Here is a 12,962-nt window from a genome sequence, read left to right as displayed (position 1 = left end):
ATAAAATGGCTCTACTAATAGAAGATAGCTGTATCAATTGCGATATGTGCGATCCAGAATGCCCAAATGAAGCAATCACATTTGGTGCAGAAATATATGAAATAAATGCAGATCTTTGTACTGAGTGTGTTGGTTTTTATGAAAAAGCAACTTGCGTCGCTGTCTGTCCTATTAACTGTATTATTGTTGACCCTAATAACAAAGAAACACAACAACAGTTGTTAGATAAATTCGCTACTTTATACGTTAATTAACGGTGTCGTTAACCGCTAAATTTACACAAGGAGATATCTCCGGACACATTATAAAAATGGCACTCACCAATGTGATTGGATTGAGTGTCTTCTTTATTGTCGATCTTGTTGATATCTACTTTATTAGTTTATTAAATCAACCTCTACTTTTATCTGCCATTGGCTACGCTGCTGCGATTTTGTTTTTCACAACGTCTATTACCATCGCAATGATGATTGCAAACTCAGTAGTTGTCGCAAGAATGATTGGACAACAACAATATCAACAAGCTAAGCAAGCAGCAATGACTTGCTATCTACTCACCTTTATTTTTAGCTTACTAGTTAGCTTGCTTATTTTTTGTAACACAAATAGCTTATTAACATTATTAGGCGCCAAAGGTGACGAATTACAAGCAGCGAATGATTATTTAAATATCACGCTGTTCGCATTCCCTATCATTGCACTTGGTATGCAAATAACCTCAACATTACGTGCATTAGGTAAAGCAAAGTTAGGCATGTATTGCACGGTTACCGCAGGCGTAGTCAATATTCTTCTTGACCCTTTAATGATTTTTTATTTTGAATGGGACCTTAAAGGTGCTGCTTTTGCTTCCTTAATCGCTAAAAGCGCGATGTTATTGCTTGCGGCATATTATTTATTGCTCAAGGCTAAATTTATAACCAAAATTGGATTTACAGCGTTTAAACAGCAAGCTAAAAATATTTTAAAAGTGGCGATTCCCGTTTCACTCACACAAATGGCAACACCGCTTAGCCAACTTTACATTACCTATGAAATAGCTAAATTTGGACCAAGCTTTGTGGCTGGCTGGGCTATCATTAGTCGATTAATCCCTGTTGTTTTTATGATGCTATTTGCAATGCCAGGCGCTATTGGACCAATCATTAGCCAAAATCTTGGTGCAACGCAATTCAAACGTGTTAGAAAAACATTAAACCAATCACTTAATTTTATTATTAAATATGTGTTTGTATTGGCATTAGCGCTGTCTTTATTACAAGAATATTTGGTTACCTTGTTTAATGCGCAGGATGGGGCAGCTATTATGATTCGATTTTTCTGCCAATATATTAGTATTAGCTTTATTTTTGTTGCCATGAATTTAGTTGCGATGTCATTTTTGAATAATGTGGGGCATCCAAAAATAGCAAGTACCCTTAATCTCGCAAAAATGTCGTTAGGTACTATTCCTTTTGTGAGTATTGGCGCTTATTATTATGGTGCTCAAGGCATATTAATCGGCCAAGCATTAGGCAGTGTTATATTTGCTATCATTGCCATTACGATATGCTATCAAATACTGCGCAAATTAGATTATAATTAGCTCAATTCGAATGAATTTATTGTATTAATTTCATTAAATTACCGAGTTAACCTCTCCTTCTGATATTTAATATTTTATTTCAGCTTATCAAATGTTAAATTAGCCTTATTACTCTAATGGAATAGCAAACACTATGCGTTTAATATGCTTATTGTTCTCAATTGTCAGCCTCAGTGGTTGTTATCAAAATAAAGCGCTGACACAAAATACGCTTATTTATTGTACTGATAGTCAGCCGACGTCATTTAATCCCCAAATTAGCGATGACATCGCGAGCTTAGATGCAACAACGCATCAAATATTTAGCCGATTAGTAAAAATCGACTCTAAAACTAATGAGTTTGTACCTGACTTAGCGAAAAGCTGGGAACGTAGTGATGACAAATTGCGTTACCGTTTTACATTACGCAATAACATCAGCTTTCATGAAACTGATTATTTTAAGCCAACTAGATTTTTAAATGCAGACGATGTGTTGTTTAGTTTCAATCGTATGCTAGATGTAACGAGCCCTTACCATACTGTTAATAATCAATCAGTAAATTACTTCTATAACCACCCTTTTACTAATTTATTATCTGCAATAAACAAAATCGATGAAGATACCGTTGAGTTTGTTTTATCAAAACCAGATGTCACTTTAATCGCTAATTTAGCGGCACATTATGCAGTCATCCATTCTAAGGAATATAGTGAACAGTTACTAAAAGAAGGACATCCAGAAAAAATTGATTTTCAGCCGATCGGCACAGGGCCATTTAAATTCAAGAGCTTTGATAATAACAGTACCATTCGCTATACAAAAAATGATCTTTATTGGCAATCGATGACTAATATCGAAAATCTTATTTTCTTCACTAATCCAAGTGCGACGAAACGTTATACTAAATTATTATCTGGTGAATGTGATGCTATCTCGTACCCTGCTGCTAGCCAGTTAGAAACCATTAGCCATAATAAAAACATCACATTGAACAGTAAGTCTACCGCGAACATTTCATTATGGGCATTCAACACTCAACAAGACAAGCTGAAAGACCCAAAAATTAGACAAGCCTTAGCCCAAGCTGTCGATACGGAAACTATTTTAAACGCGGTTTATTTTCAAAGTGCAATACAAACAGAAACATTATTAAGTAAACAATCATGGGCATTAAAGCCACGTTTTGATAACGATTTATTTAACCCAGAACAGGCAGAACAAACATTAAAAGATCGACACTTTGATTTCTCACAAACACTGCGCATTTTACTGCCTGACGGAGCAGATGTATTTAACCCTAACTTTCATAAAACGGCTGAATTAATTCAAGCTAATTTAGCCGCTGTTGGCGTTAAAAGTCGTATTGAAAGTTTAAATGAAATCGCATTAAAAGCTGAACTAGACAGCGGGGATTATGACACTTACCTAACCGGCATTAACGTTCATATCAATGATCCCGACAGTATATTCAGACCCCTACTCAGTTGTAACTCTACGCCAGAAACAGGCAACAGCAGCCAATGGTGCTCGGTGAATACACAAGTACTGTTGGACCAATCATTAACTGAATCTAATTTCGCACAACGTATTAAAAACTACTATCACATCCAAGATGAAGTATTTAGTCAACGTCCGTACTTACCTATTGCACATGTTTTAAGATTAGATGCGATTTCAAAATCGATCTTGAATGTAGAAGTTAATCCATTAACCGGCATTAATTTTCAGAATGCCATTAAACAAGATTTGAATTAATATGCTGTCATTTTTAATCAGACGTTTAAACCTACTATTAATCACTGCACTTATTTTAACGATTATTGCTTTTATAATTGATCGGACAGTGACAATAAGCCACGCAATGGCAACGTTAGATGACAGAAATTATATTGCCCAATATTTCTCTTATCTATGGCAGATTATCAATGGTAATTTTGGTTACTCTTCAATTGACCAACATGGTTTACTAAAACGTGGACTCGTCTTTTTTGCTTCAACCTTAGAGCTCTGTTTTGTTGCTTTATTATTTTCAAGCTTAATGGCTATCCCGCTAGGATTACTCGCAGGGTTATTCAGAAATACAAAACTTGATTATATGATCATGACCATTGCTATTGTCGGCCTTGCATTACCTGTGTTTTGGGTTGGGGTGATGGCTATTTTATTACCGAGTATCGGCGGTGATATTTTACCCGTCGATGGCAATTTAAGTTTAGTGTATGACATTCCAGTGGTCACTGGCTTTTTATTAATCGATACTTTATTGGTGACTCAACAATACGGTGTTTTCGCTTTTATTGACCGCGTTGCCCACTTAATATTACCGGCCTTGGTATTATCCTTTTTCTTAATTGCAGAGATAGTTCGTTTGACACGTCATTCGATGACCATGGTGATGCGCAGCAACTATATACAAACTGCTTACGCTAAGGGTTTTTCAAGAACTAAAATCGTTTTCACTCATGCACTGAAGAACGCACTCCCCCCCATTATTCCCCAATTACGTTTACAATTAAGTACTATTCTTTCGTTCGCTATGACCATAGAAATTGTATTTAACCTAAACGGTATTGGAAAATGGTTATTCATTTCCTTAAAGTCTGGCGATTATCTAGTGCTTCCTGCGGGTATGTTGATTATCAGCGGCTTTATTTTAATATTCAGTATCGCCACAGAAATCTTTATGGTACTCATTAGCCCACTAAGAAGAGGTTCGTTATATGTTGATAAATAACGGGTTTAATGAAGATAAAATTCAATCACCATTGCGTTATATCTGGTCTATTTTTAAAGGTAAAAGTATTGCGGTCGTCGCAATGTGGTTGATGATTATATTAATTATCTCCTCTATTTTATCACCTTGGTTTATGCCACATTCCCCTTTAACGCAAGACCCTGAAAGTATGTTACTCCCTCCCTACTGGGCAGAAGGCGGCAATATAAATCATATATTAGGGACGGATGATTTAGGACGAGATACGCTATCTCGTTTATTTCAGGGATTGCAATTTACACTGGGTGGCGCTTTAACGATTACCTTTTTTGTCGCTTTTTTAGGAATGGTAATTGGCGCAGGAGCGGCATTAACAAAAGGTGTTAAAGCCAGTGTTTTACATCATTTATTAGACGCCCTGTTAGCGATCCCTTCTTTATTGTCGGCATTAATATTGATTACTATTTTTGGGCCTAGTTATAGCAACTGTTTAATTGCCATTGGACTTTCACTCTTACCTCAGTTTATACGAGCCAGCTACATCGTCATTGAACAAGAACTAAGTAAACAATACATCGTTGCTTTACAATTAGACGGAGCAACAAAAACACGGTTATTCCGTTATGGCATTTTACCTAATATTTTAGAACCAACGATTACTATCCTTAATCGTCTATTCACTATGTCTATTATCGAAATTGCCACATTGGGATTTTTAGGGTTTGGTGCTCAATTACCACAAACAGAATTAGGCTCATTAATTGCCAATAGTATGGAGCTTATTTATTTATCTCCTTGGTTAGTGACCTTTCCGGGCTTAGCTATTTTCCTCGTGATCATTATCGTGAATATTTTTGCAGAAGGCCTTCGTCACGCTGTTATTGAAGGAGAAGAGTAATGGCATTATTAGATATCAGAAATTTAAGTATTGATATTGAGACGGCACAGGGCAAAATTCGTGTTATCGATAAAGCCTCATTGAATATTGTCGATGGTTCAATACACGGTTTAATCGGTGAGTCAGGTTCAGGTAAAACATTAATTGCTAAGGCCATACTAGGTTTGCATAACAGCAACTGGACGGTTACGGCTGACCGTATGTTCTTAGGTAAAACAGACCTATCAAAATTATCACAAAAAGAACGACGCCAGATTCTAGGGACTGAAATATCAATGATTTTTCAGGAACCAAGTTCTTACTTAGATCCCAGTCAAAAAATACATACTCAAATAGAATCTGTTTTACCCAAAAAAACAATGCAACAGCGTTTTAGACGAATTTTAAGTAAAATAAAACGAGTTCATATTTCGTCAAGACGTTTACAAATTAAAGAGTTATTACATAAAGTAGGCATTCAAAATGATGTAGCAGTGTTAAACTGTTATCCTCATCAACTATCTGAAGGTGTATGTCAAAAGGTCATGATTGCGATGGCGATTGCTAACAACCCTCGATTAATTATTGCCGATGAACCGACAACATCAATGGAAGCCGTAACACAATCACAAATATTCCGTTTGTTGTACAAGCTTAATCAATTAAACAATACGACATTGCTAATATTAAGTAACAATTTTGCCAATACAAGTGGCATATCAGATTACATGACCTTAGTTTATTGTGGGCAAACAGTTGAATCTGGTTCGTATAAGCAAATTATGGGTTCTGCAATGCATCCTTATACGCAAGCAATGCTTAAAACAATGATCAATAATGAAGAAATCTATGAGCATAAAGCACAGCTTTATACGTTGCCGGGTAACATTCCCTCTTCAAATCAATTACCCATTGGTTGCCGTTTAGGACCAAGATGTCCGAGAGCACAACGTATTTGTGTCAAAAACCCTACCTTGACGATCAAGAAAGGTCATAGTTTTCGCTGTCATTATCCAATCAAACTGAGTTAATTATGCCGTCATTATTAAAAGTTACTAATCTTTGTAAAAGTTTCACACAACCTTCTGGGTTATTTACTACGCGTGAAAAAGTAGCCTACGGCCCGGTTAGCTTTACTATTGAAGCAGGACAAACATTAGCAGTAGTCGGTGAAAGTGGCTCAGGAAAAAGTGCTTTAGTAAGAACCATAGCGGGCGTATTAAAAGCAACATCAGGTAATATATTTATAAAAGGTGAACCTCTCGAATCTCTTAGTTCTCAACAACGCTGTTTATCTATTCGTATGATATTTCAAGACCCAAGCAGTTCATTGAATCCTAAAATGACGGTAGGTAAAATCCTCAATGCACCATTAGAATTAAACACCAATAAGAATGCAACTGAACGACATGAGAAAATTCTTGAAACATTAAAGCTGGTTGGGTTACTACCGGATTATTTAGCGTTCTTTCCTAATATGTTGTCTAGTGTTCAAAAGCATCAAGTCGCGATTGCACGTGCGATGATTTTAGACCCCGACATCATCTTAGCAGATGAAATTTTAACAACATTAGATATCTCATTAAGGTTTAAAATCGTTAATTTGCTACTTAAAATTCAGAGAGAAAAAGGTACAAGTTATATTTTTGTTGCTCACAACATGCATTTAGTGAAACACATGAGTGATCAAATTATGGTATTGCATCAGGGAAAAATAATAGAAAAAGGCTCAACAGCAACTATTTGTGAGCACCCTCAACAAGAACAAACAAAATATTTACTATTAACGCACCAACCAGACTACAGAAAGTAACTTATAGTTGACAAAATTATCATAAAAAAAGATACTTTACCCTATCGCTAAATTATAGTTATCAATATTTACCTTTTACTGTCATCTTATTATCAAATACGTTTATCAGTAATCAACAATTTTGTAACTAATTGTAAGCCTTACTAAAAAATAGATGTTTAATGGTGAGCAATAAAATCAAATAATTAATGTAAATAGTGTAATGTAGTAAAATTAAGCAGCCACTTTCCAGAGTCTAATCACACCAAGAGGCACCCTACTTGAACAACTTCAAACACAGCCTTTGGGCCTCTAGCCTATTTTTTATTATTCTAGCCGTTGCATTAACTATTGCTACCAAAGCCATGTTTAATGCAAACCTAATACACCAACAGCAATTATTAAGTGGTAGTGAGCAGTTATCTGCTTTACCTGATATCACATCATTAAATCAACTTACTGAAGTGATAGATATTGATAAGTTTAGTTATATCAAGATAAGCAATGATCAATTGCCTTCGCCTCTTACCTTAGATCATGAGTCAGGCGTCAACTCTTTCATACCTAAATTATTACCGATTGCTGAATCGTTAGAAGTATCAACAACAACGAATCAAGTCATTGAATACTCAGCAGCAAATAACGACCTTTATCAGTTATATGAAAACATTATTTATTTAATGCTGGGCGGCTTATTACTCACTTTCTTATTCAATAATATTATCTACTTTAGACTGTTTAACTATATTGAACGCATGATAGTGGGTGAAATAATCAATAGTAAAGCTAAAAAATCACCGCTTAAGACCGTTTCAAAACACATTGAGGACAAAAGACATTTATTTGAAATACAGCTTCAACTAAAAGAAGAAAAAATCATTAAATTGACCAGCCAAGCAACGTTGGATAATTTAACCGGTCTAAATAATCGCCATGCATTCCGTAAAGAATTGACACAATTTTTATCTGATGAATATCAACAACAACATGCAATATTATCTATCATAAGAATATTTGAATTATCAGCGGTTAATATTACGCGTGGTTCGCAACAAGGCGATGAATATATACTCAGTATCGCGAATATTATTCGTGACGTTGCCGCTAAATTTAAAAATGTAAATGTATTCAGAATTAGCGGTTCAGATTTTGCCGTCATAGCGCATAACATGAGTATCACTAATGCCCAAAAATTCAGTAATGAATTAAAAATAAGATTCGACCAATATCAATCGATTAATGAATTGGAAAGTGTTGCTTTTAACGGTGTCACTTCTATCTCATCTAATCAGTTACCAGAGCAAGTATTAGCCCGTGCAGATATCGCGCTAGCGAAAGCACAAATTAGCGGCTCAAATGCGTGGGCATTTGAAGATAGTAAAAGTATTAACCAAGAGTTCGAGCTAGGCGAAAAATATTGGCGTGCAGTGATTATAGACATAATGGAAAAACGTTCATTTTCTTTTCTACAGCAACCCGTTCAAGCGGTACATCGCAATATGAAAGGCTATCAAGAAATATTCACTCGATTCCTAGGTGATAATGATAATACGATTCCAACAAGTACTGTTTTCTCTATGGCACAAAGAACTGATACCATTATTAAACTTGAGAAAATAATTCTTGAAAAAGTGATATCTAATTACCACCGTAAAGCCAAACCTAATACACGTTGGGGAATTAATGTTAGTTCTACAGCGATACAAAATAGTAGTTTTATTATTTGGTTAGAACGTTTGTTACTAAGAGAACCTGATATTGCCAGTTCGTTGTTTTTTGAAATACAGGAACGATTATTAGATAGCAATTTAGCTTCTAGCAAACGCTTTTTTGATATGTTAAAAAGAGTAGGTAGTCACTCAGTCATTTGTAATTTTGGTAAAGGTATCGGCTCGTTTAGTTTATTTAAAGAGTTAAAGCCAGACTACATTAAAATTGATGCAAGCTTAGTTGCTGATCTTGAACATGATAGTTCAAATCAACAATTCATTCGCATGATCATTGACGTAGCACAGCGCATGGAGTGTCAAGTCATCGCTGAAGGGATTGAAACCCCAGAGCAAAGGCAGATACTTGAAAGCATGTATATTGATGGAGTACAGGGTTTCTTGATTGCCCGCCCAACTGATTTGTAAAGTGATGCGTTTCGGTTGAGTTTTAGGGCTTTAGGGACTGATTTCAAACCATCGACAGTCTAAAAATTAATAGGATGAAAGTAAGTTAATGATAAGCATTAATTAATCTAATCACTTACTTTCCTTGATTAAATTTACAACATACAAATACGTTATTTTCACCAATCAAATAGATGCCTTATTTATCCTGATTGCTATTCGCCAGCTCTTTACATTCACTCCCCTCTTTTTATACAATGCGCGTTGTTTTTACTCTCTCTAAACAAGGCTTACCATGACGCAACAACTTTCAGAAAAAGAATTATTCGATCTTAAAAAATTAAACAAAGTGTTGCGTAGACAAACAGGCCAAGCGATTGCCGATTACAATATGATCGAAGATGGCGATAAAATCATGGTTTGTTTATCAGGAGGAAAAGATAGCTATACTTTATTAGAAATCTTAAGCCAATTAAAAAAAGTAGCGCCAATCAAGTTTGATATTATTGCCGTTAATCTCGACCAAAAACAACCTGGTTTCCCTGAACACGTATTACCTGAATACCTTGATCAATTAGGCGTCGATTACAAAATAGTAGAGCAAGACACGTACAGCATTGTGAAAGAGAAATTAGAGCCAGGAAAGACAACTTGTAGCCTTTGTTCTCGTTTACGTCGTGGTATTTTATATAAAACTGCAAAAGAATTAGGTGCAACAAAAATCGCATTAGGTCATCATCGCGACGACATGCTGGCGACAATGATGTTGAACTTGTTTTTTGCAGGTAAAATGAAATCAATGCCGGCAAAATTGGTTTCGGATAATGGTGAACATGTGGTTATCCGTCCGCTTGCCTACTGTAAAGAAAAAGACATTGAAGCCTTTGCTAAATTACAACAGTTCCCTATCATTCCTTGTAACCTATGTGGCTCTCAGCCTAACTTGCAACGTCAATTAACCAAAGACATGTTAAATGAATGGGATGTTAAATACCCAGGGCGATTAGAAACCATGTTTACTGCAATACAAAATGTAGTACCTTCACATTTAGCAGATACGAGTTTATACGACTTTAAATCTATCACTAAAGACTCGGGTATTATTGATGGTGGCGATATCGCATTCGATAAAGAATCTTTTGCTCAACCAGCCGTCATTGACGAAGATTTAAACAATGATTTTTATAAACAACAGCCAGCAGTGCTATTTACCGAAATAAATTAATACATTATTGATTGAACACAATAAAAATAAGACTTTCAGTCAACGCTTGCTTGTATTTAGAGGAGATAACAGATAATTTACTCGGATAGATCAAGTAATGGTAAGTGAAGTAATTTATAATTACACAAATATCAGAAAAGCATTCAATTTTAATATAACAATGGAGTCAAACATGAGAACACCTCTTGTAATGGGTAACTGGAAACTAAACGGTACAAAAGAATCAGTTTCTACGCTAATCAAAGGCATTGAAAGTGCTGCAGACGCTGCGACTAATGTTGAAGTAGCAGTATGTCCGCCAGCAATTTTCATTGAACAAGTTGCGAACCTAACTACAAACAGCAGCATTGAATTTGGTGCACAAGATGTAAGCACAAATGTTGCTGGTGCATTTACGGGTGAAACTTCACCAGTAATGGTTAAAGAGTTTGGCGCTAAATACAGTTTAGTAGGTCACTCTGAGCGTCGTCAATACCATAACGAAACTGATGCAGTTGTTGCTGCTAAATTCGTTGCTATTCAAGAAAATGGTCTAGTACCTGTTCTTTGTATTGGTGAAACGCTAGAAGAGCGTGAAACTGATAAAACATTTGCAGTAGTTGAAACACAACTTAAAGCAGTTGTTGAAGTTGCTGGTATTGCTGCACTTGAAAATGCAGTTATTGCTTATGAACCAGTTTGGGCAATCGGAACAGGTAAAGTTGCAACATCTGAGCAAGCACAAGAAGTGCATGCACATATCCGTAATTGGTTAAAAGCACAAAGTGAAGTCGTTGCAGAAAAAGTGCAAATCCTTTACGGCGGTAGCGTTAAAGCAAACAGTGCAAAAGAGCTATTTGCTCAAGCAGACATCGACGGTGGTTTAGTAGGTGGTGCAGCACTAATGATTGAAGAATTTGTAGGTATTATCGAAGGCGCTAAATAAGCTCTTTCAATAAACTGAAATGATAAAAGGCACTTTAAGTGCCTTTTTAGACCCTGTAAATAATTCTTTATACTGTTATTGATTACGAACGTCTCTTACGATTAAGCTTTAGCTTCTTTATAACGCTTTCTAAAACAAGCCAATATCACAACCTGCAATAAAAATTCCCACTATTTTATGATCTAAAACAAAAACACTGCACAAGCTAAAATCTGATGTTATGATGTTAATAATTATAATTCATCAACTGGAGTACATTATGAATTCTTCAATTAACACTAACGCCCAAGGTGTTGGCGTTTCAATTAACAAAGTATTAAAAAATACATATATGCTATTAGGTATGACATTAGCGTTTAGTGCAGTTACTGCAACGATAGCGACAATGGTTGGCATTGGTCCAATGGCATCATTAGGTTTAATGCTAGTTGGTTTTGGCCTTTTATTTGTTGTTTCAAAAACAGCAGACTCTAGTAAAGGGTTATTCTGGGTATTCATGTTTACAGGCGTGATGGGTGCATCACTTGGTAATATGCTAAACCACTATTTAACAATGGCAAATGGCCCTGCACTAATAATGCAAGCATTAGGTACAACAGCCATTATCTTCTTTGCTTTATCTGCATATGTATTAACAACACGTAAAGACTTCTCATTCATGAGCGGCTTTTTAATGGCAGGTATGATTGCAGTTATTGTTGCTATCATTGCAAACATCTTCTTACAAATTCCATTACTGCAATTAGTCATCAGTAGTGTTGTTGTTATGATTATGTCTGGTTTAATTTTAGTTGATACAAGTCGTATCATTAACGGTGGTGAAACAAATTACATTCGTGCAACGGTTTCTTTATACCTAAATATCTTCAATATTTTCGTTCACTTACTAAGTATTCTTGGTATTTTAGACGATTAATCATTAGCGTTAAGTTTTATCAAAGCTGATTAATAAAATAGCGTACTGTTAAGTACGCTTTTTTTTGCCCATAATTTATTGTTACCTTGCTCAGTACTTTCATTACAACTAATGAGCCTACTTGATGTATACAAAAGTTTAATTGAACAACTATGACGAGATACTCATTAATGAAAAAATTGCTTTCGATCGCCTTCACTCTTTTACTGACAGCTTGTGGTAATTCAGAGACGCTTACTCCTCTTAACAACCAACAACCTATTTTAGCTTTTGGCGATAGCTTAACTTATGGATACGGAGCCGCTACAGCACAAAGTTATCCAGTACAACTTAGTCAGTTATTAGGCATGAAAGTCATTAATGCCGGGGTCAGTGGAGAAAGAAGCAAACAAGGACTAGAACGACTAAACGCTTTATTAGATGAACATCAACCGCAATTATTAGTGCTATGTCATGGCGGTAATGATGTGCTTAAAAAGCAAAGCCTAGAGAGCATGAAAGAAAACCTAGCTCATATGATTGAAATGGCGCAAAGCAGAGACATACAAGTCGTGCTTATTTCAGTACCGGAGGCATCTCTATTCTTACCTGATATTAAACAATACCAAGAACTTGCAGAGCAATATAAGATTCCATTAGAAAATAACATTATAAAAGACGTATTAAAAAAACCTTCATTACACAGTGATGCAATACATCCCAATGCCCAAGGTTACCGTTTAATAGCAGAAGCGGTTTACGAGTTATTAGAAGAACATGGCGCATTAAAATAAGTGAGAAAAAATCAACTTAAGTTAGTAAGCTACTTGAAAGTGACACATAAAAAAGGATA

The 12,962-nt window shown here is 35.6% G+C and carries 12 protein-coding genes; all 12 read left to right on the top strand.

The window, feature by feature from the left end; translation table 11 throughout:
* Positions 1–5 precede the first annotated feature (5 nt).
* Complete coding sequence (locus tag Q0794_RS02520) at positions 6–254, top strand: YfhL family 4Fe-4S dicluster ferredoxin (protein WP_298939940.1); 249 nt, start codon at positions 6–8, stop codon at positions 252–254.
* 56 nt (positions 255–310) lie between these two features.
* Positions 311–1,585, top strand: coding sequence for an MATE family efflux transporter (locus Q0794_RS02515; protein ID WP_298939939.1), 1,275 nt, complete (start codon positions 311–313; stop codon positions 1,583–1,585).
* A 133-nt stretch (positions 1,586–1,718) separates the two neighbouring features.
* Complete coding sequence (locus Q0794_RS02510) at positions 1,719–3,323, top strand: ABC transporter substrate-binding protein (RefSeq protein ID WP_298939938.1); 1,605 nt, start codon at positions 1,719–1,721, stop codon at positions 3,321–3,323.
* A 1-nt stretch (position 3,324) separates the two neighbouring features.
* On the top strand, positions 3,325–4,302 hold the full coding sequence (locus Q0794_RS02505) for an ABC transporter permease subunit (protein ID WP_298939937.1): 978 nt from the start codon (positions 3,325–3,327) through the stop codon (positions 4,300–4,302).
* Positions 4,289–5,179 carry an ABC transporter permease subunit gene (locus Q0794_RS02500; RefSeq protein ID WP_298939932.1) on the top strand — a complete coding sequence of 297 codons (891 nt, stop codon included), beginning with the start codon at positions 4,289–4,291 and terminating at the stop codon, positions 5,177–5,179. The genes Q0794_RS02505 and Q0794_RS02500 overlap by 14 nt, the downstream gene beginning before the upstream one ends.
* Entirely contained in the window at positions 5,179–6,189 is a 1,011-nt protein-coding gene (locus tag Q0794_RS02495; protein WP_298939931.1) for an oligopeptide/dipeptide ABC transporter ATP-binding protein, read from the top strand. The genes Q0794_RS02500 and Q0794_RS02495 overlap by 1 nt, the downstream gene beginning before the upstream one ends.
* A gap of 2 nt (positions 6,190–6,191) precedes the next feature.
* The gene (locus Q0794_RS02490; protein ID WP_298939930.1) at positions 6,192–6,971 is read left to right on the top strand and encodes an ATP-binding cassette domain-containing protein; all 780 of its coding nucleotides are present in this window, start codon (positions 6,192–6,194) and stop codon (positions 6,969–6,971) included.
* Between the two features lie 260 nt (positions 6,972–7,231).
* On the top strand, positions 7,232–9,085 hold the full coding sequence (locus Q0794_RS02485) for a GGDEF domain-containing protein (RefSeq protein ID WP_298939929.1): 1,854 nt from the start codon (positions 7,232–7,234) through the stop codon (positions 9,083–9,085).
* A gap of 274 nt (positions 9,086–9,359) precedes the next feature.
* On the top strand, positions 9,360–10,289 hold the full coding sequence (ttcA, locus tag Q0794_RS02480; protein WP_298939928.1) for a tRNA 2-thiocytidine(32) synthetase TtcA: 930 nt from the start codon (positions 9,360–9,362) through the stop codon (positions 10,287–10,289).
* 172 nt (positions 10,290–10,461) lie between these two features.
* A complete protein-coding gene (gene tpiA / locus Q0794_RS02475; protein WP_298939927.1) occupies positions 10,462–11,214 on the top strand; it encodes a triose-phosphate isomerase in 753 nt (250 codons plus the stop codon).
* A gap of 259 nt (positions 11,215–11,473) precedes the next feature.
* On the top strand, positions 11,474–12,130 hold the full coding sequence (locus Q0794_RS02470) for a Bax inhibitor-1/YccA family protein (RefSeq protein WP_298939926.1): 657 nt from the start codon (positions 11,474–11,476) through the stop codon (positions 12,128–12,130).
* A 170-nt stretch (positions 12,131–12,300) separates the two neighbouring features.
* A complete protein-coding gene (locus Q0794_RS02465; protein ID WP_298939925.1) occupies positions 12,301–12,903 on the top strand; it encodes an arylesterase in 603 nt (200 codons plus the stop codon).
* Positions 12,904–12,962: the final 59 nt, after the last annotated feature.

The sequence above is a fragment of the uncultured Psychromonas sp. genome (assembly GCF_947489755.1).
In the GTDB taxonomy this organism is placed as follows: Bacteria; Pseudomonadota; Gammaproteobacteria; order Enterobacterales; family Psychromonadaceae; genus Psychromonas.
This window is presented reverse-complemented; position numbering and strand designations above follow the sequence as displayed.

Bases quoted from the DNA above. Each gene is read 5' to 3' on its own strand.
- Q0794_RS02520 (WP_298939940.1), top strand. From the start codon at position 6: ATGGCTCTACTAATAGAAGATAGCTGTATCAATTGCGATATGTGCGAT.
- Q0794_RS02515 (WP_298939939.1), top strand. From the start codon at position 311: ATGGCACTCACCAATGTGATTGGATTGAGTGTCTTCTTTATTGTCGAT.
- Q0794_RS02510 (WP_298939938.1), top strand. From the start codon at position 1,719: ATGCGTTTAATATGCTTATTGTTCTCAATTGTCAGCCTCAGTGGTTGT.
- Q0794_RS02505 (WP_298939937.1), top strand. From the start codon at position 3,325: ATGCTGTCATTTTTAATCAGACGTTTAAACCTACTATTAATCACTGCA.
- Q0794_RS02500 (WP_298939932.1), top strand. From the start codon at position 4,289: ATGTTGATAAATAACGGGTTTAATGAAGATAAAATTCAATCACCATTG.
- Q0794_RS02495 (WP_298939931.1), top strand. From the start codon at position 5,179: ATGGCATTATTAGATATCAGAAATTTAAGTATTGATATTGAGACGGCA.
- Q0794_RS02490 (WP_298939930.1), top strand. From the start codon at position 6,192: ATGCCGTCATTATTAAAAGTTACTAATCTTTGTAAAAGTTTCACACAA.
- ttcA (WP_298939928.1), top strand. From the start codon at position 9,360: ATGACGCAACAACTTTCAGAAAAAGAATTATTCGATCTTAAAAAATTA.
- tpiA (WP_298939927.1), top strand. From the start codon at position 10,462: ATGAGAACACCTCTTGTAATGGGTAACTGGAAACTAAACGGTACAAAA.
- Q0794_RS02470 (WP_298939926.1), top strand. From the start codon at position 11,474: ATGAATTCTTCAATTAACACTAACGCCCAAGGTGTTGGCGTTTCAATT.
- Q0794_RS02465 (WP_298939925.1), top strand. From the start codon at position 12,301: ATGAAAAAATTGCTTTCGATCGCCTTCACTCTTTTACTGACAGCTTGT.